An 18,074-nucleotide genomic window follows, 5' to 3' on the forward strand; every position below is an offset into this window, starting at 1 on the left:
GGGGATTGTTCCAAGCCTTGGCGAGCCCCTGACGAACAGTCGAAAAAGAATGTACCGGCGCTGCATCCAGTCTGGCCCCGCCCGCGTATATCAAGCACGGACAGACAATCCTGGCCGATTCCCTTCACGAGGATCATCACCATGAAATGCACATCGATCAAAACGCCGTTGATTGCCAGCCTGCTGACCCTTGCCCTTGGTGGCGGACTCGTCCTGAACACCGTGCAAGCGGCAGACACGAGCCACGCTGTCATCGTCGGCGGCCAAAGCATGATGCCGAGCAAGGACATCATCGATAACGCGGTGAACTCCGCCGACCACACCACCCTGGTCGCCGCCGTGAAAGCCGCAGGCTTAGTGGACACCCTAAAGGGCAAAGGCCCGTTTACCGTGTTCGCCCCAGTCAACTCGGCCTTCACGGCCCTGCCCGCCGGGACGGTCGATACGTTGCTCAAACCTGAAAACAAAGCAGCATTGAGCAAACTCCTGACCTACCACGTGGTCGCCGGCAAGCTCGACATGATGACCCTGGCCGAGAAGATCAAGGCCGGTGGCGGCAAGACCGAGCTCACCACCGTTGCCGGCGGCAAGCTCTGGGCGACGATGAACGGCCCGCACAACATCACCATCAAGGATGAAAAAGGTGACGTCGCCGACATCACCACCTATGACGTATACCAGTCCAACGGGGTGATTCAGGTCATCGACAAAGTGCTGATGCCGAAAAGCTGAGTCGTACCGCCGGCCCCGCCCATCGGGGTCGGCGGTTTTTTTCGAGGTGTCCGGCCGTGAATGGAACAACCGAGCGCAGTGAACTAACCTCTGCCTGCAACCGGTCCCGCACGCAGCCCGCCGCCGGTCCCTCGATTGTCTGGAGAACTGCTATTTCCACCGCCGACATCGATCAACTCAGGCAGCTGTTAGCCCAGTGTTCACTGGGTGACCGCCGCGCTTTCGAGACGCTTTACCGCAGCGTCGGCCCACGCTTGCACGGTGTGGCCCTGCGCTTCATGGGGCGTCCGGATCTGGCTGAAGAAGTGCTGCAGGAAAGCTTTGTGCGCATCTGGAACAACGCCTCGCGCTATGACGCGCACCTGTCGGCACCGCTGACGTGGATGATCAACATCACGCGACACCAGGCCATCGACCAGTTACGCAAGCACCGCGATCGGCCGCTGACTGACCTGCAAGAGCAGGCGCTGGTGGATGAAAGCCCCTCGGCCCACGAACAATTGACCAGCGCCCGCGAAGCCAACGCCTTGAACCGTTGCCTGGAAACGCTCGAAGGCATGCAACGCCAGTCGATCACCGTGGCTTACTTTCAAGGTTTGTCCTGCTCGGAACTGGCCCAGCACCTGGCCGCGCCGCTGGGCTCGGTCAAATCGTGGATCCGCCGTGGCATGGAACGCCTGCGCAGGTGCCTTGAATCATGAACTATCAAACCCCGTCCCTGCGCCGTGCGCTTGCTGCCGATTACGCCATAGGCCTGATGTCTTCTGCCGCGCGCCGGCGTTTTGAGCAGTTATTGCTGGAAGACGCGGCGTTGCGTGCAGAACTGGCGCAGTGGCAGGAAAGTTTGGCCAGCCTGACGGAAGCCCTGCCGGAGCAACCGGTGCCGGAGCGGGTGTGGCACGGGATTACCGCACGGATCGAGCCGCAAGTGCTGCATGTTCCGGAAAAACGGCAATTCTGGAACTGGTTGCGAGTAACGGCAGCGGTGTGTTCGCTGGTGATCGCCGTGACCCTGGGTGTGATTTACAACCGTGACAATGCGCGTTACAGCGCCACATTGATGACCGCCAACGCGCAGCCAGCGCTGAAGGTCGAAGCGCACGAGGATTACCTGAACGTCGAACCGTTGACCCTTGCGGCGATTGATCCGGGGCAAAGCCTGGAGTTGTGGGCCATTGCGGCAGATGGCAAACCGATATCTCTTGGCCTGCTCCCGGCGGGCGGCAAAGGCAAGGTTGAGTTGAACGACGCGCAGAAAGCGTTGATTGGCAAACCGATAGCGCTGGCGGTGAGTCTTGAACCGAAGGGCGGCTCGCCGACCGGGCAACCGACCGGGCCAGTTCTGTACCAAGGTGCGTTGGCAGCCCTCTAAGTGTGATCGTTCCCACGCTTTACGTGGAAACGATCAGCAGCGTGGGAACGATCAACACACCAAAAAAAACGGCGACCCGAAGGTCGCCGTTATGCGTTGCTTGAAGCCTTACGCAGCGCTGAACAGTTTGTGCGGATCAATCACAAACTTCTTCGGCACGCCCGCATCGAACTCACCATACCCACGTGGCGCGTCATCCAGGCTGATGACTTCCACGCCGACGATGTCGGCAATGTGGATGCGGTCCCACATGATCGCCTGCATCAGCTGGCGGTTGTACTTCATCACAGGTGTCTGGCCGGTGTGGAAGCTGTGGGATTTGGCCCAGCCCAGACCGAAGCGAATGCTCAGGCTGCCCATTTTCGCGGCGGCGTCCACCGCACCCGGGTCTTCCGTCACGTACAGGCCAGGAATACCGATTTTGCCGGCCACACGAACCACGCCCATCAACGAGTTGAGCACGGTGGCCGGAGCCTCGTGTTTCACGCCGTCATGGCCGTGGCCGCGTGCTTCGAAGCCTACGGCGTCGACGGCGCAATCCACTTCCGGTTCGCCCAGCAATGCAGCGATTTGTTCGTGCAGAGGGGTGTCCAGGGACAGGTCGGCGATTTCGAAACCTTGAGCCTTGGCGTGGGCCAGGCGGACGGTATTGACGTCACCGATGATCACCACTGCCGCGCCCAACAGGCGAGCGGAAGCAGCTGCGGCCAGGCCAACCGGGCCAGCGCCGGCGATGTACACGGTGCTGCCTGGGCCGACGCCGGCAGTCACTGCGCCGTGGTAACCGGTTGGCAGGATGTCGGAGAGGCAAGTCAGGTCGCGGATTTTTTCCATCGCGCGATCGCGATCCGGCAGTTTCAACAAGTTGAAGTCGGCGTACGGCACCATTGCGTATTCCGCCTGCCCGCCGGTCCAGTCGCCCATGTCGACATAACCATAGGCACCGCCCGGACGGGCCGGGTTAACGCTGAGGCAGACACCGGTGTGCATTTCCTTGCAGGAACGGCAGCGCCCGCAAGCCACGTTGAACGGTACGGACACCAGGTCGCCGATTTGCAGGTTTTCGACGTCGCTGCCCTTCTCGATGACTTCGCCAGTGATTTCGTGGCCCAGTACCAGACCGGTCTGAGCGGTGGTACGGCCGCGCACCATGTGCTGGTCGGAACCACAGATGTTGGTGGACACCACACGCAGGATGACAGCGTGGTTAATCTTCCTGCCGCGCGGGTCCTGCATTTTTGGATAGTCGATTTTCTGTATTTCGACTTTACCATTGCCGAGATACACCACACCACGATTGCCAGACATGCTTTCACCTCGCTGTTGTTTTTATGTAGCGGTCGCGTCGCCATGGATCGGCGGCGCGTTGATTGCTCGGGTTATTGCCTGTGTCTTTTTGCGTTGTTTGGGAGGGCCTCTTCGCTGGCAAGCCAGCTCCTACAGGGGAAACGCGAACTAAAGAACGACGGTTCTGTTGGCGTTCAAAAAAACCCGTCTTTCAATGTGATAACCAACCGCCCGCGCCAACGTCAGCCCTTCAATATCCCGCCCCTTGGCGATCAGATCTTCCGGGTAATGACTGTGGTCCACCGCCTCAACGCCTTGGGCAATGATCGGCCCTTCGTCCAGGTCGTTGTTGATGTAATGCGCCGTGGCGCCGACCAGTTTCACGCCCTTGTTGTAGGCCTGGTGATACGGCTTGGCACCCTTGAAACCGGGCAGCAGGGAGTGATGAATATTGATCGCCTTGCCGTCGAGTTTGCGGCACAGCTCGGGCGACAGCACTTGCATATATCGCGCAAGGATCACCAGTTCGGCGCCGGACTCTTCGATCACCTGCCACACTTGACGCTCCTGCGACGGCTTGTCGTTGGGGTCCAGCGGGAAGTGGTAATACGGAATCTGGTGCCAGTCGGCCAGCGGCTTGAGGTCCGGGTGATTGGAAACCACGGCGGCCACGTCCATCGACAATTGGCCGATGCGCTGGCGGTAAAGCAAATCGTTGAGGCAGTGATCGGCCTTGGAGACCATGATCACCACTTTTGGCCGGTAGTTCGGCGCGGTCAGTTCGAAGATCATGCCGAAATTGGCACCACGTTCTTCGAGACCGGCGCGGAAGGCTTGCTCGTCGAAGCCGTCGGGCTGACGGAATTCCACGCGAATGAAAAAACGGCCCGAGAGCCGGTCATCGAAGGAATGGTGCTCAGTGACGTAGCAGCCCTGCTCGAACAAAAAGCGGGTCACCGCGTCCACGGTGCCGAGGACGCTGGGGCAGTCGGCGGTCAGAATCCATGTGTCTGGGGCGCGGCTCATAGTGCGGTGACTCCTGTTCGTTATGGGCAACCGCTGCTCGTAATGGGCAACCGCTGCGCGGTTGATCGCTGGCAAGCCAGCTCCTACAGGAGCTGGCTTGCCAGCGAAAGCAATCTCAAGCCTGAACGCTAAGCCCGTACTCAGCCGACGCATCCTGCAACCACAACCACCAGTAATCCGAGAAGCTGCGACGGATCAGCAGTTCCCAGGTGTCTTCAGCGGTATGACGGATCACCAGTTGCGACTTGGCGAACACCGTGCCAACCGCCTTGCCCACCGGGAAGCTGTTGGGGTGCACGTCGTAGCTGGTGGACTTCATCAGCACCTGACGCACTTTCGGGCCGCTGAGTTCGAGGATCTGCTGGCCGCCGCTGACGTTGGTGATTGCAATGTGCAAATCGCCCAGCGCTTTGCGCAGCTTTTGCTCGGCGGCGAATTCTTCACCGGTCGGCACGATCAGCAGCCATTCATCCGGCCCCATCCATTGCAGGCTGGTTTCGCCTTTGATGACGACGGTCAGCGCACCCGGCAATTCGATGCCGAGCGCTTTGTGCACACCGGCGGCAAATGCAGCATCGTGGCCATCGCCACGAATGGTCAGGTGGCCGAGGAGTTTTTTCTCACGCACGGTCACGCCGGCATTTTTGCGGCCCTTGCCCGCCAGGCTGGCGAGGTCGGCATGATGCAGCGACGACTCGGCCTTGGCCCCGGTGGTTGGGCGTTGTTGGTAAACATTGGCTGCGGTCATAAAGCACCTTTCCTGAATTCTGTTGTGAAGCTAGCGGTGTCCGGACTGGCGCCTTCGCTGGCAAGCCAGCTCCTACAAATTCGCGCAAACCCTGTAGGAGCCGGCTTGCCGGCGATTCAGGCGACGCGGTGCATCAGATGCACCGCGCCTCGCCTTTAAACGTTCTGGCGATCACCCTTAGGATCGAAGAACACCGAAGAAACGATTTCCGCCTCGATCACGCTGCCATCTGCCAGCGGTGCGAACACTCGCTCACCGATGCGCTTCAACCCGCCTTTCACCACGCCCATGGCAAACGAATAGCCGAGGGAGTTATGCAGGTAGCTGGAGGTAACGTGGCCGACCATGGTCATCGGGATCGCTTGCTTGGTGTTGAACACCAATTGCGCACCTTCCGGCAGCCACTTGGTCGGATCGATCGGCTTCAGGCCCACCAGTTGCTTACGTTGATCACGCACGCAGTCTTCGCGGTTCATGCCACGCTGACCGATCCATGAAAAAGGTTTAGTGCGACCGACACACCAGCCCATGTTCAAGTCGTCCGGTGTCATCGAGCTGTCAGTGTCCTGACCGACGATGATGAAGCCCTTCTCGGCCCGCAGGATGTGCATGGTCTCGGTGCCGTACGGCGTCAGGTTGTATTGCTTGCCGGCCTCGACGATTTTCTCGAGCACGCCCATGGCGTAGTCGGCTTGCACGTTGACTTCGTACGACAGCTCACCGGTAAACGAAATCCGGAATACCCGTGCTGGCACACCGCCGACCAGACCTTCTTTCCAGGTCATGAACGGGAAGGCTTCGTTGCTCAGGTCGATGTCGGTGACGTGGCTGAGCAGCTTGCGGCTGTTCGGCCCGGACAGGGTCATGGTTGCCCAGTGATCCGTCACGGAAGTGAAGTACACCTTCAGTTCCGGCCATTCGGTCTGGTGGTAGATTTCCAGCCATTGCAGCACGCGTGCGGCGCCGCCCGTGGTGGTGGTCATCACGAAATGGTTGTCGGCGAGGCAGGCAGTTACGCCGTCGTCGAAGACCATGCCGTCTTCTTTACACATCAGGCCGTAGCGCGCCTTGCCCACATCGAGCTTGGTCCAGGCGTTGGTGTAGATGCGATTGAGGAACTCACGGCAATCCGGGCCCTGGATATCGATCTTGCCCAAGGTCGACGCATCCAGCAGGCCGACGCTGTCGCGCACGGCTTTGCATTCGCGTTTCACGGCGGCATGAATGTCTTCACCGGTTTTCGGGAAGTACCACGGACGTTTCCACTGACCGACGTCTTCAAACTCGGCACCGTTTTTCACGTGCCAGTGATGCAGTGCAGTGTGACGCACCGGCTCGAAGATGTGCCCACAGTGACGACCGGCCACAGCGCCGAAGGTGACCGGCGTGTAGTTCGGGCGGAACATGGTGGTGCCCATCTGCGGGATGGTCACGTTCAGCGAACGGGCGGCGATGGCCAGGCCGTTGACGTTGCCGAGCTTGCCCTGGTCCGTACCGAAACCCAGTGCGGTGTAGCGTTTGACGTGCTCGACCGACTCGAAGCCTTCGCGGGTCGCCAGTTCGATGGCGGCGGCGGTGACATCGTTTTGCAGGTCGACGAACTGCTTCGGCGCCCGTGCGGTAGCTTTTTCGTGTGGCACCTGGAACAGCGCCAACGTTGGCTCTTCCAGACGGCTCAAGGCTTTTGGCAGTACGCCTTCGACTGTTTGGAAACCGGCTTCGGCAGCGGCGCGAGCGCCCCCTTCAAAACCATCGGCGAGGGAATCGCCGAGGCCATAGACGCCGTTGATGCCACCGACGCACACGCGTTTTTGCGGCGCTTCGCCCGGTACGAAACCGAGGATGTCTTCACGCCAGATCGGCTTGCCACCCAAGTGCGAAGCCAGGTGAACCACCGGGCTGTAACCACCGGAGCTGGCAACCAGATCGCATTCGAGCCACTCGCCAGGGCTGGTCACCGCGTGGGCTTTCACATCAATCGCCGCCACACGAGCAGCGGTCACGTGCTTGCTGCCACGGGCCTCGATCACGGCGCTGCCGGTCAGGATGCGAATGCCTTTGGCGCGTGCTTCTTCAACCAGGGCACCACGCGGATTGCTGCGGGCGTCGGCGATGGCCACCACTTGCAGGCTGGCGTCGAGCCAGTCCAGCGCCACGCGATAGGCGTGATCGTTGTTGGTCGACAGCACCAGTTTTTTGCCCGGTGCCACGCCATAACGACGCACGTAAGTCGACACAGCGCCGGCGAGCATGTTGCCCGGCACGTCGTTGTTGCCGTAAACCAGCGGACGCTCGTGAGCGCCGGTCGCGAGAACAACACGCTTGGCGCGAACACGGTGGATGCGCTGACGCACCTGGCCAATTGGCGCGCGGTCGCCGAGGTGATCGGTCAGGCGCTCGTGAATGGTCAGGAAGTTATGGTCGTGGTAGCCGTTGACCGTGGCGCGCGGCAACAGCAGCACGTCCGGGGTGTCTTTGAGCTCGGCGATGACGCTGGCGATCCATTCGGCAGCAGGCTTGCCGTCGAGGCTTTCGCGGGAGTCGAGCAGGCTGCCGCCGAACTCTTCCTGTTCATCAGCGAGGATCACACGGGCACCGCTGCGCGCAGCGGCCAGTGCAGCGGCCAGGCCAGCAGGGCCAGCGCCAACGATCAGCACATCGCAGTGCTGGTTCATGTAGTCGTAAGTGTCCGGATCGTTCTCGGTCGGCGAGCGGCCAAGACCGGCGGCTTTACGAATGTACTTCTCGTAAGTCATCCAGAACGATTGCGGGTACATGAAGGTTTTGTAGTAGAAGCCCGGCGGCATCAGCTTGCCGCCGACCTTGCCGAGAATCCCCATCATGTCGTTGTTCACGCTTGGCCAGCCGTTGGTGCTGGTGGCGACCAGGCCTTGGTACAGCGCTTGTTGCGTGGCGCGTACGTTCGGAATCTGTGTGGCTTCTGTCGCGCCGATTTGCAGCACGGCGTTCGGCTCTTCGGCGCCAGCAGCGAAGATGCCGCGCGGACGGGAATACTTGAAGCTGCGACCGATGATGTCGACGCCGTTGGCCAGTAGGGCAGCGGCCAGCGAGTCGCCTTCAAAGCCTTTGTAGCTCTGGCCGTTGAAGGTGAAGTTCAGCACTTTGTTGCGGTCGATCCGACCACCGTTGGACAGGCGATTGATCTGGCTCATACCTTCGCTCCCAGAGCCTGCGCGGCCGCTTTCGGACTTTCAGTCTTGTCGGTGAACTGCGGCTTGGTGCCGATCTTGTAGGTTTCGAGAATCTCGTAAGTCACGGTGTCGCGGGTGACGTTGAAGTACTGACGGCAACCGGCGACGTGATCCCAAAGCTCGTGGTGCAGGCCGCGAGGGTTATCGCGGAAGAACATGTAGTCGCCCCACTCCTCGTCGGTGCAAGTGGTCGGATCCAGTGGACGCGGGATGTGCGCCTGGCCGGATGCATGGAATTCCTCTTCGGAGCGCAGTTCGCCGCAGTGAGGACAGAAGATATGCAACATGGGGATTTCTCCTGTTAGTGGGCAACCGCAGCAGCGCCGTGTTCATCGATCAACGCACCGTTGTGGAAACGGTCGATGGAGAAAGGTGCGGCCAATGGGTGCATTTCACCCTTGGCCAGGCTTGCGGCAAATACGTTGCCCGAGCCAGGTGTCGCCTTGAAGCCGCCGGTGCCCCAACCGCAGTTGAAGAACATGTTCGGCACCGGGGTTTTCGAAATGATCGGGCACGCATCCGGGGTGGTGTCGACGATGCCGCCCCACTGCCGGTTCATGCGTACGCGGGACAGCACCGGGAACATCTCGACGATGGCCTGGATGGTGTGCTCGATCACCGGGTACGAACCACGCTGGCCGTAGCCGTTGTAGCCGTCGATACCGGCGCCGATCACCAGGTCGCCCTTGTCGGACTGGCTGATGTAGCCGTGCACGGCGTTGGACATGATCACGCTGTCGATAATCGGCTTGATCGGCTCGGACACCAGCGCTTGCAGCGGGTGGGATTCGATCGGCAGGCGGAAACCGGCGAGTTTGGCCATGTGCCCGGAGTTACCGGCGGTCACTACACCGACGCGCTTGGCGCCGATGAAGCCCTTGTTGGTTTCAACGCCGATGCACACACCGTTTTCCTTGCGGAAGCCGATCACTTCGGTCTGTTGAATCAGGTCCACACCCAATGCGTCAGCGGCACGGGCAAAGCCCCAGGCCACGGCATCGTGACGGGCCACGCCGCCGCGACGCTGGACGGTGGCGCCCATCACCGGGTAGCGAGTGTTTTTCGAGCAGTCGAGGTACGGAATCTCGTCGGCCACTTGCTTGGCATCGAGCAGTTCGCCGTCCACGCCGTTGAGGCGGTTGGCGCTGACCCGACGCTCGGAATCACGAATGTCCTGCAGGGTGTGGCACAGGTTGTAAACGCCGCGCTGGGAAAACATCACGTTGTAGTTCAGGTCCTGGGACAGACCTTCCCACAGTTTCATCGCGTGTTCGTACAGGTGCGCCGACTCGTCCCACAGGTAGTTGGAGCGAACGATGGTGGTGTTGCGCGCGGTGTTACCGCCGCCCAGCCAGCCTTTTTCGACCACAGCCACGTTGGTGATGCCGTGTTCCTTGGCCAGGTAGTAGGCGGTCGCCAGACCATGCCCGCCACCGCCGACGATGACCACGTCATAGACCTTTTTAGGGGTCGGCGTGCGCCACATTTTCTGCCAGTTTTCGTGATGGCTGAGGGAGTGTTTGAAGAGGCCGAAGCCCGAGTAGCGTTGCATAGTCATTTACTCCAAAACCGCGCTCAGCGATAAACCGGGAAGTCCGCGCACAGGGCAGAAACCTGCTCGGCGACATTGGCCTCGACATCGGCATCGCCGAGGTTGTCGAGGATGTCGCAGATCCAGCCGGCCAGCGTGACGCACTGGGTCACCTTGAAGCCGCGCGTGGTCACCGCCGGGGTGCCGATACGCAGGCCGGAGGTCACGAACGGCGACTGTGGATCGTTCGGGACAGCGTTCTTATTCACGGTGATGTGGGCGCGACCGAGTGCTGCATCCGCCTCTTTGCCGGTGAGGCCCTGACGAATCAGGCTGACCAGGAACAGGTGGTTATCGGTACCGCCGGACACTACATCGTAGCCGCGTTTGATAAATACGCCGGCCATGGCCTGGGCGTTGTCGATCACTTGTTGTTGATAGACCTTGAAACCAGGCTCCAGCGCTTCCTTGAAGCACACTGCTTTACCAGCGATCACGTGCATCAACGGGCCGCCCTGGGCACCGGGGAATACCGCAGCGTTGAGCTTCTTCTCGATTTCTTCGTTGGACTTGGCCAGGATCAGGCCGCCACGCGGACCGCGCAGGGTCTTGTGAGTGGTGGTGGTCACCACATCAGCGTACGGCAGCGGGTTCGGATACAAACCGGCGGCGACCAGACCGGCGACGTGCGCCATGTCGACGAACAGCAGGGCACCGACTTTGTCGGCGATCTGACGGAAGCGCGGGAAGTCGAGGGTCTTGGAGTAGGCCGAGAAGCCGGCAACGATCATCTTCGGTTGGCATTCAACGGCCAGACGTTCGACTTCGTCGTAGTCGATCAGCCCGGTTTTGGTGTCGATGCCGTACTGCACGGCGTTGTACAGCTTGCCCGAGGACGACACTTTTGCGCCGTGGGTCAGGTGACCGCCGTGGGCCAGGCTCATGCCGAGAATGGTGTCGCCGGCTTGCAGCAGTGCCAGATAGACGGCGCTGTTGGCCGAGGAACCGGAGTGCGGCTGCACGTTGGCGTAGTCGGCACCGAACAGTTGCTTGGCGCGTTCGATGGCCAGGGCTTCAACCTTGTCGACGTGCTCGCAGCCGCCGTAGTAGCGCTTGCCCGGATAGCCTTCGGCGTATTTGTTGGTCAGGCCACTGCCTTGCGCTTCCATGACGCGTTTGCTGGTGTAGTTCTCTGACGCGATCAGCTCGATGTGATCTTCCTGGCGTTGCTCCTCGGCATTCATCGCCGCCAGCAGTGCATCGTCGTAACCCTGGATCTGGTCTTGCTTGCTGAACATCGCGTCTCTCCCAGCGGCGGTGGTGCGCCATTCGTCTCGGTGAGGCATGTGCCTTTCGGCTGTGCCCTTTGAATGCGATGGTATGACCGGCGCAGGCAGGTCAAATGCCTATGGACGCCACGCAAAGGTGCGTTTACGACATGGCGGAAAATGGCAGGCTCAACACAACCTTCGATTCAGCACAGATCCCTGTAGGAGCTGGCTTGCCAGCGATGGGGCAGCACATCCGGCATTGATATCGGCAGACCCACCGCAATCGCTGGCAAGCCAGCTCCTACAGGGTTATGCGATGGCCTGTCGTAATGCGAGCAACAGCAGGAAATGCGCGGGATAGAGGGCATAGGCCCAGCGGCGCATCGGCGGTGGATGGACGCCTTTGGCGTGTCGCAATAGCAACATTCCAAGCAATGGCGCGATCAGACAAGCGACGATGCCGGGAACGGCAGCACTGTTGCCCAGCTTCGCGGCGTAATACAGCACGTGCCATTCATTGGCCGCCAAGCAGATCACACCCGGCAACAGGCTGAAGTACCAGGGCCGATTGATCACCAGCAACATCGCCAACGGCAACAGCACCCCGAAGAAACCAAACATCACATGTTCCCGGAACAATGCCGCCAGCGTCAGAGCGCCGACCGCCAGCAGTCGCGATGGCAGTGTCGGGTGCTGCCAGCCACGCGCAACCAACAGACCGAGCGCCAGCGTGGGCATCACATTCAAGGTGGCGGGATCAGGAATGTACAGCCTGTAAGGGATCTCGCTGATAGCACTGAACAGCAGCAACCAGCCCAAATACCGCCATTGATGCTTAACTTCCCGTGCACGGAAAACATTCACCGCCATCGCCAGACAAAACCACGGAAAGGCCAGTCGTCCCGGGACATACAGCAGATCGACGGAATAACCGACATATCGCAGGTGATCGAGCACCATGCTCAATAGCGCCAGCCACTTGAGCAGATCCAGTGCCCCATCCCGTTGAGTCATGTGCATAATTGCCCGTCGTCTTTGTGTTTTTCTGTCAGACGCATCGCGTGTGCTCCCCGGATGATCTTCGGTAAAGTGCGCACCATCATTGACCACGAGTCGCTTCACCATAAGCGTCTCGACCACGGAAAGCAGGGCCATGACCGATAAGAGCCAACAATTCGCCAGCGACAACTATTCCGGTATCTGCCCTGAAGCCTGGGCGGCGATGGAACAGGCCAACCACGGCCACCAGCGCGCTTACGGCGACGACGAATGGACCGCTCGCGCGTCCGACGACTTCCGCAAACTGTTCGAAACCGACTGCGAAGTGTTCTTCGCCTTCAACGGCACCGCTGCCAACTCGTTGGCCCTGTCGTCGCTGTGCCAGAGTTACCACAGCGTGATCTGCTCGGAAACCGCCCACGTCGAAACCGACGAATGCGGCGCACCGGAATTCTTCTCGAACGGCTCCAAACTGCTGATCGCCCGCACTGAAAACGGCAAGCTGACCCCGGAATCGATCCGCGAAGTCGCCCTCAAGCGCCAGGACATCCACTACCCGAAACCGCGCGTCGTGACCCTGACCCAGGCGACCGAAGTCGGCAGCGTCTACACCCCGGAAGAAATCCGCGCCATCAGCGCCACCTGCAAAGAGCTGGGCCTGAACCTGCACATGGACGGCGCGCGGTTCTCCAATGCGTGCGCGTTCCTCGGTTGCTCCCCGGCAGACCTGACCTGGAAGGCCGGTGTTGACGTGCTGTGCTTCGGTGGTACCAAAAACGGCATGGCAGTCGGTGAGGCAATTTTGTTCTTCAACCAAAAACTGGCTGAAGACTTCGACTATCGCTGCAAGCAGGCCGGGCAGCTGGCATCCAAGATGCGCTTCCTCTCGGCGCCGTGGGTCGGGATTCTGGAAAACGACGCCTGGCTCAAATACGCCCACCACGCCAACCACTGCGCGCAGTTGCTGGCCGAACTGGTCAGCGACATTCCCGGCGTGGAATTGATGTTCCCGGTGCAGGCCAACGGCGTATTCCTGCAACTCTCGGAACCGGCCATCGCCGCACTGACCGCCAAGGGCTGGCGCTTCTACACCTTCATCGGCAACGGCGGCGCACGCTTCATGTGCTCGTGGGACACCGAAGAAGAGCGCGTACGGGAGTTGGCCGCAGACATTCGCGAAGTCATGTCCCGCTGACGTTACGCATGATCGTTCCCACGCTCCGCGTGGGAATGCCTCTCGGGACGCTCCGCGTTCCTGTATCACGACCGGTGCAAAGTCGGACATCGTTGCGACGCGGAGCGTCAAGGGCTGCATTCCCACGCGGAGCGTGGGAACGATCACTGGTAGCGCGTCGTAATTTCCCACTGGTTGCACAGCATCCTCCTCTAGCACAGCCACACAACCACGCTCACCCTAGCCATTCCCTCGCAAAGGAATGCACCCATGGGCCGAAGCCGCTACACCATCACTGAACCCGACAAACCACATTTCCTGACCTGCACGATCATGGAATGGTTGCCGCTGTTCATCCGTCCGTACATCGTCGACCACCTACTCAATTGCTGGCGTTATCAGCAGTCCCATAAAGATCTGAAGCTGTATGGCTATGTCATTCTGGAGAACCATCTGCACTTTGTCGCAGAGGCTCCAGACCTCAACAAATGCCTCAGCCAGTTCAAATCATTCACCGCCCGGCAAATCATCGATGACCTGCAGAACAAAGGTGCCGAGCGCGCATTGCAGCGCCTGCGCTTTAGTAAACGCGCGCACAAGCAAGACCGGGTTTACCAACTGTGGCAGGAAGGCTCACACGCAGAAATGGTGTACAGCGAAACGGTGATGCGCCAGAAGCTGGATTACATCCACTACAACCCGGTGAAGCGTGGGTATGTAGATTTGCCAGAACACTGGCGATATTCAAGCGCCCGAGACTACGCAGGGAAAGAGGGCCTGATAGCAATTAAACGGTGGTACTGAGACGGCGATCGCGGTGATCGTTCCCACGCTCCGCGTGGGAACGATCAATAGCTGCGCCCTGCTGACCTGGTCTACATTGTCTGCGAGCGGTTTTGATCCGCTCTCATAACAATAATCAGGAGCGCACGCATGTCATTGAAAGGCAAAACCCTGTTCATCACCGGCGCCAGTCGCGGGATTGGCCGTGAGATCGCGCTGCGCGCGGCGCGTGACGGGGCCAACATTGTGATTGCGGCCAAAAGCGCCGAGCCACACCCCAAGTTGCCGGGCACGATTTTCAGTGTGGCGCAGGAAGTCGAAGCGGCGGGTGGCCAGGCGTTGGCCTTGCAAGTGGATGTGCGTGACGAAGACGCGGTGCGAAAAGCGCTGGCCCAGGCCAACGAACATTTCGGCGGCATCGATGCGCTGATCAACAATGCCGGCGCCATCAAGTTGACCGGGGTTCAACACATCGAGCTCAAGCGTTTCGACCTGATGCACCAGATCAATACCCGCGCCGTATTGCTGTGCAGCCAGGCCGCCCTGCCCTATCTGAAAAAAACCGGCGGGCACATTCTCAACCTGTCGCCGCCGTTGAATCTGGCGACCAAGTGGTTCGCGCAATACAGCCCCTACACCGTGACCAAATACGGCATGAGCATGCTGACGCTGGGCATGAGCGAGGAATTCAAAAATTACGGCATCAGCGTCAATTCGCTGTGGCCACAGACCATGATCGCCACCGCCGCCATTGAGTTTCAACTCGGCTCGCGGGAATCCTTCAAGCATGCGCGCACGCCGGTGATCATGGCGGATGCCGCCCACGTCATTCTGGACAGCAGCGGGCGCAGCATCACCGGGCGATTGCTGATTGATGAGGAAATCTTGAGAGAACACGGGGTAACGGAATTTGAGCACTATCGGTTCGCGCCTGATTCAACCGAGACGCTGATGCCGGATCTGTTTATCGACTGACGCTGTCCCCGCGAAGACGTCGATCCTGTCCTACGGACGGGGTCGGCGCAGATGTTCTCAAATTGTTTCAATCGCTGCTTTTCAGAAACGGACTACTCCAGAGACTACATAAACCCGGGAAGTCCTCGTCCTAGACTGCCGAATCCTATTTCAAACAAGGAATGGCAGCGATGGCGAATCCCGGCTACATGACGATCACAGGCAAAGCTCAAGGCCTGATTTCAGCGGGTTGCTCGACCCCGGAGTCGGTTGGCAACAAGTATCAGGCGGCGCACACCGATGAAATCATGGTGCTAGCCTACAGCCACAACCTGACCAACGATGGCAACCTCGGCAAGCCCACCCACTTTCCGGTCATCGTCACCAAAAATGTCGACAAATCCTCGCCGCTGCTGACCCAGGCACTCGCAAACAGAGAAGAGCTCGACTGCACGATCAGTTTCTATCGCACATCCGCCATGGGGCAGCAGGAAAAGTATTTCACCGTCTCCCTCGACGGGGCCGTTGTCGCCAATCTGACGCAGGATGTACCCCATGTGATTCTGCAAAACGACGCGGAGCCTCAGGAGTTGCTGGCGTTGCGATATCGGGGCATCAGCTGGGTTCACCACACGGCCGGCACCACCGGGTACGCCTCGTGGGGCGAAGAGGGGTGACGCTCGAGCGCCACGACCTCTGGGACGTCCAAAGCGCCGCCGCCAAGCTGATCGGGCATGCCCACTCGATCAGCGCCCGTCACCTGGCTTTCGGCACGGCCCGCGTGCGTTTCAACCAGCAGGCCGCCGATTACGCCAAGCGCATCGCCGATGAAGTCACCTCAGGTCGGAAGAGCCCGGAACAAGGGATACGGGCGCTGGTTCAGGAACAGCACAACCTCTTGAAGCAGTCCCGACTCTTGATGTTGAAGAAACACGGTGCGATCCCCGAAGCGGTCAAGCAGACGCCGCTGTCGATGCTCACGCTAACGGCGCCGCAACCCGACCCGGAGCGCCTGTTACGGGAGGTGCATGCACAGAATCTCAAAGCTCTAAACACGAGAGCCAAAAACACCACTCACGCCCCTCGTCCAGCGTCCCGCGTTCCCGGTTTTTTCCCTCAGGAACGCTGGCCGGCGGAGGTTCCAGCACCAGAGGAGCCGGGGTTTTACATCGTGCCCAAAAGCATTTCAGCCGAGAAACTTGAGACCCAACTGTTCCCGTCTCCCAACCCGAGCGTCATCGCTAAATTCAGAACTTTGAATCCGAACCTGGATCTGGTGAAAGCCGGATCGATGATTGTCCTGAGCGACCCGGACCATCAGCAATGTACGTATGAAGAATCTCTGCTGATGCAAACCGCTCAAATCGTCAGCACTGCGCTGGAGCCGTTGACGGTGGAGGAGGCGGATTTTATGGCGCAGCACTATGGCGTTATTCAGACCGCGCTCTCGGATGAATCGAAAGTGATTGGCGTCACCACAGCCATGGCGTCCAATCATCTGGATGGCATAAAAACCATTCTGAAAGACATTGAGAACCTGCATACCAATACGCTCGAGGCAAATGGCAGCCTGAATTCAAAGAAATTCAAAAAACAGCGTGCCCGCCTGCTCAAAAATCTGGACGGCCAACTCACCAAGTTGACGAAGAAAACCATCGGCCTCCCTGATTATCCAAATCTCAAAACCGCACTTGGCATCGACAACCCACACCTGGTGCACCGCTGGAGAAAAGCCGGCGGCATCGGCCAGGCTCCCGGCTATGCCACTCATATTCAGGCCGTCACCAAAGCATCGCAATACGTCAAATATGGCGGTTGGATTGGCACAGCTGTGGGAGGTAGCGCATCAGCCATGAAGGTTCAGGATGTTTGCAGAAATGGAAGTACCGAGGCGGGTCAAAAAGTGAAGTTCACGGAGGCTGGAAGCTTCATTGGCGGGGTGGGTGGCGGTGCCCTTGCCAGCGGTATTTTGACTTCGACCGCAACTACGGCAATTTGCGTTGGCGTTGGTGTCTCAACAGCTGGCGTCGGAATTCTTCTATGCGGAATTTTTGTCGCGGGAGCTGGCTCCTTCGCTGGCGGATACGCCGGCGAAAAATTGACTGAATACGTGGCCGAGTCTATCTACGAGAACACAAAATGAGCCTTAGTGTTGCAGAAAATATTTTCATGGTTGCGGGCATTATAGTTGTCGTCGGAATTTTCACCCTTCTCGGCTTCATGCTCTACATAGCAAAAACCAAAATAGATATCATCTTGAGCAGCCTTCAGAACAGCCCTTTCTCCATAACCCTTATAACACTATGGCACGGAGGCCCGGGGGGGCGAATACGTATGGTTGGGGAAGTTTGCGGCATTCTGTGGAGGCCCAAATACCACATTCAAAGCGGCTTGCTAGACCCACAGGACATTGAAAACTTCCCGCCAAAACTTAAACGCCAGTTGCTGCTGACACGTAAACTCATGATTTATTTTGGAGCGGCAATGGTGTGCTTATGGCTGATCGCTGAACTTGGCCTCGTCTAAAATTATTTAAACTTACAGCAGACAACATCATATGAATAAAAACAATTCTGACATGCCAGTAAAAAAGCCCCACAAGAACAAAGAATACATAAATAAAAATTACGCATCTAAAGACAAAATGACACCAAAAGCACAAATTAGATTTGTGTTGATATTTAACACAATCGCAATAATCTTTATCGGGATTGCGATACGAGCTATTCATAATCAAAAAATCGCCATCCCTTACCTGGGCCGACACGTACCTTGGCACGAATTTACAGGGCTAAGTTTGTTTTTCCCGGTATCTATTCTTCTTTTATTCGCGGCATGCCTGATATCACTCGCGGTGCTCACCGCAAGGTACAACATCAAATACGATTCATCCCTATATAGAAAGATCTGCTTTTACAGTTTTATCACAGGAGTTTTCCTGCATCAGGTATCTCTTTTTTTCGGCGTTAGCCTGAAATAACCATA

General features: G+C 58.9%; 17 protein-coding genes. 9 read left to right on the plus strand and 8 right to left on the minus strand.

Annotated features, from left to right (window positions below; all coding sequences use genetic code 11):
• Positions 1–141 precede the first annotated feature (141 nt).
• From AC1DWM_RS18755 to AC1DWM_RS18765, 3 genes are read left to right on the plus strand one after another with little or no spacing between them, the layout of a single operon-like run.
• On the plus strand, positions 142–732 hold the full coding sequence (locus AC1DWM_RS18755) for a fasciclin domain-containing protein (protein ID WP_477795846.1): 591 nt from the start codon (positions 142–144) through the stop codon (positions 730–732).
• A 56-nt stretch (positions 733–788) separates the two neighbouring features.
• Positions 789–1,433, plus strand: coding sequence for a sigma-70 family RNA polymerase sigma factor (locus AC1DWM_RS18760; RefSeq protein WP_223515768.1), 645 nt, complete (start codon positions 789–791; stop codon positions 1,431–1,433).
• Positions 1,430–2,104: an anti-sigma factor gene (locus AC1DWM_RS18765; protein ID WP_477795847.1), complete on the plus strand. Its 675-nt coding sequence runs from the start codon at positions 1,430–1,432 to the stop codon at positions 2,102–2,104. The genes AC1DWM_RS18760 and AC1DWM_RS18765 overlap by 4 nt, the downstream gene beginning before the upstream one ends.
• Before the next feature lie 108 nt (positions 2,105–2,212).
• Here AC1DWM_RS18765 and fdhA read toward each other — a convergent pair whose 3' ends face one another.
• The 8 genes from fdhA to AC1DWM_RS18805 all read right to left on the minus strand — a co-directional run bounded on the left by fdhA (position 2,213) and on the right by AC1DWM_RS18805 (position 12,199).
• Entirely contained in the window at positions 2,213–3,412 is a 1,200-nt protein-coding gene (gene fdhA, locus AC1DWM_RS18770; protein ID WP_007947729.1) for a formaldehyde dehydrogenase, glutathione-independent, read from the minus strand.
• Positions 3,413–3,559: 147 nt separating this feature from the next.
• On the minus strand, positions 3,560–4,417 hold the full coding sequence (gene purU, locus AC1DWM_RS18775) for a formyltetrahydrofolate deformylase (protein ID WP_007947730.1): 858 nt from the start codon (positions 4,415–4,417) through the stop codon (positions 3,560–3,562).
• A 115-nt stretch (positions 4,418–4,532) separates the two neighbouring features.
• Positions 4,533–5,165, minus strand: coding sequence for a sarcosine oxidase subunit gamma (locus tag AC1DWM_RS18780; protein ID WP_223515774.1), 633 nt, complete (start codon positions 5,163–5,165; stop codon positions 4,533–4,535).
• 155 nt (positions 5,166–5,320) lie between these two features.
• Positions 5,321–8,338: a sarcosine oxidase subunit alpha gene (locus tag AC1DWM_RS18785; RefSeq protein ID WP_477795848.1), complete on the minus strand. Its 3,018-nt coding sequence runs from the start codon at positions 8,336–8,338 to the stop codon at positions 5,321–5,323.
• Complete coding sequence (locus AC1DWM_RS18790) at positions 8,335–8,664, minus strand: sarcosine oxidase subunit delta (RefSeq protein WP_007947734.1); 330 nt, start codon at positions 8,662–8,664, stop codon at positions 8,335–8,337. Before AC1DWM_RS18790 ends, AC1DWM_RS18785 begins: the two co-directional genes overlap by 4 nt.
• A gap of 14 nt (positions 8,665–8,678) precedes the next feature.
• Complete coding sequence (locus AC1DWM_RS18795; protein WP_007947735.1) at positions 8,679–9,929, minus strand: sarcosine oxidase subunit beta; 1,251 nt, start codon at positions 9,927–9,929, stop codon at positions 8,679–8,681.
• Positions 9,930–9,952: 23 nt separating this feature from the next.
• Entirely contained in the window at positions 9,953–11,206 is a 1,254-nt protein-coding gene (gene glyA, locus AC1DWM_RS18800; protein WP_223515781.1) for a serine hydroxymethyltransferase, read from the minus strand.
• A 282-nt stretch (positions 11,207–11,488) separates the two neighbouring features.
• Complete coding sequence (locus tag AC1DWM_RS18805; RefSeq protein ID WP_477795849.1) at positions 11,489–12,199, minus strand: TraX family protein; 711 nt, start codon at positions 12,197–12,199, stop codon at positions 11,489–11,491.
• 133 nt (positions 12,200–12,332) lie between these two features.
• Between AC1DWM_RS18805 and AC1DWM_RS18810 the strand changes: the two genes are divergently transcribed.
• The 6 genes from AC1DWM_RS18810 (at position 12,333) to AC1DWM_RS18835 (ending at position 17,615) form a co-directional block, all read left to right on the plus strand.
• The gene (locus AC1DWM_RS18810) at positions 12,333–13,373 is read left to right on the plus strand and encodes a threonine aldolase family protein (RefSeq protein WP_223515786.1); all 1,041 of its coding nucleotides are present in this window, start codon (positions 12,333–12,335) and stop codon (positions 13,371–13,373) included.
• A gap of 249 nt (positions 13,374–13,622) precedes the next feature.
• Complete coding sequence (locus tag AC1DWM_RS18815; RefSeq protein ID WP_223515788.1) at positions 13,623–14,156, plus strand: REP-associated tyrosine transposase; 534 nt, start codon at positions 13,623–13,625, stop codon at positions 14,154–14,156.
• 129 nt (positions 14,157–14,285) lie between these two features.
• Positions 14,286–15,110 carry an SDR family oxidoreductase gene (locus AC1DWM_RS18820; protein WP_223515792.1) on the plus strand — a complete coding sequence of 275 codons (825 nt, stop codon included), beginning with the start codon at positions 14,286–14,288 and terminating at the stop codon, positions 15,108–15,110.
• 170 nt (positions 15,111–15,280) lie between these two features.
• A complete protein-coding gene (locus AC1DWM_RS18825) occupies positions 15,281–15,766 on the plus strand; it encodes an Hcp family type VI secretion system effector (RefSeq protein ID WP_223515795.1) in 486 nt (161 codons plus the stop codon).
• Positions 15,763–17,232 carry a hypothetical protein gene (locus AC1DWM_RS18830; RefSeq protein ID WP_477795850.1) on the plus strand — a complete coding sequence of 490 codons (1,470 nt, stop codon included), beginning with the start codon at positions 15,763–15,765 and terminating at the stop codon, positions 17,230–17,232. Before AC1DWM_RS18825 ends, AC1DWM_RS18830 begins: the two co-directional genes overlap by 4 nt.
• Entirely contained in the window at positions 17,229–17,615 is a 387-nt protein-coding gene (locus tag AC1DWM_RS18835) for a hypothetical protein (RefSeq protein WP_223515801.1), read from the plus strand. The genes AC1DWM_RS18830 and AC1DWM_RS18835 overlap by 4 nt, the downstream gene beginning before the upstream one ends.
• Positions 17,616–18,074 lie beyond the last annotated feature (459 nt).

The sequence above is a fragment of the Pseudomonas sp. P4_C8 genome (assembly GCF_056401975.1).

Bases quoted from the DNA above. Each gene is read 5' to 3' on its own strand.
- AC1DWM_RS18755 (WP_477795846.1), top strand. From the start codon at position 142: ATGAAATGCACATCGATCAAAACGCCGTTGATTGCCAGCCTGCTGACC.
- AC1DWM_RS18765 (WP_477795847.1), top strand. From the start codon at position 1,430: ATGAACTATCAAACCCCGTCCCTGCGCCGTGCGCTTGCTGCCGATTAC.
- fdhA (WP_007947729.1), bottom strand. From the start codon at position 3,412: ATGTCTGGCAATCGTGGTGTGGTGTATCTCGGCAATGGTAAAGTCGAA.
- purU (WP_007947730.1), bottom strand. From the start codon at position 4,417: ATGAGCCGCGCCCCAGACACATGGATTCTGACCGCCGACTGCCCCAGC.
- AC1DWM_RS18780 (WP_223515774.1), bottom strand. From the start codon at position 5,165: ATGACCGCAGCCAATGTTTACCAACAACGCCCAACCACCGGGGCCAAG.
- AC1DWM_RS18785 (WP_477795848.1), bottom strand. From the start codon at position 8,338: ATGAGCCAGATCAATCGCCTGTCCAACGGTGGTCGGATCGACCGCAAC.
- AC1DWM_RS18790 (WP_007947734.1), bottom strand. From the start codon at position 8,664: ATGTTGCATATCTTCTGTCCTCACTGCGGCGAACTGCGCTCCGAAGAG.
- AC1DWM_RS18795 (WP_007947735.1), bottom strand. From the start codon at position 9,929: ATGCAACGCTACTCGGGCTTCGGCCTCTTCAAACACTCCCTCAGCCAT.
- glyA (WP_223515781.1), bottom strand. From the start codon at position 11,206: ATGTTCAGCAAGCAAGACCAGATCCAGGGTTACGACGATGCACTGCTG.
- AC1DWM_RS18805 (WP_477795849.1), bottom strand. From the start codon at position 12,199: ATGCACATGACTCAACGGGATGGGGCACTGGATCTGCTCAAGTGGCTG.
- AC1DWM_RS18810 (WP_223515786.1), top strand. From the start codon at position 12,333: ATGACCGATAAGAGCCAACAATTCGCCAGCGACAACTATTCCGGTATC.
- AC1DWM_RS18815 (WP_223515788.1), top strand. From the start codon at position 13,623: ATGGGCCGAAGCCGCTACACCATCACTGAACCCGACAAACCACATTTC.
- AC1DWM_RS18820 (WP_223515792.1), top strand. From the start codon at position 14,286: ATGTCATTGAAAGGCAAAACCCTGTTCATCACCGGCGCCAGTCGCGGG.
- AC1DWM_RS18825 (WP_223515795.1), top strand. From the start codon at position 15,281: ATGGCGAATCCCGGCTACATGACGATCACAGGCAAAGCTCAAGGCCTG.
- AC1DWM_RS18835 (WP_223515801.1), top strand. From the start codon at position 17,229: ATGAGCCTTAGTGTTGCAGAAAATATTTTCATGGTTGCGGGCATTATA.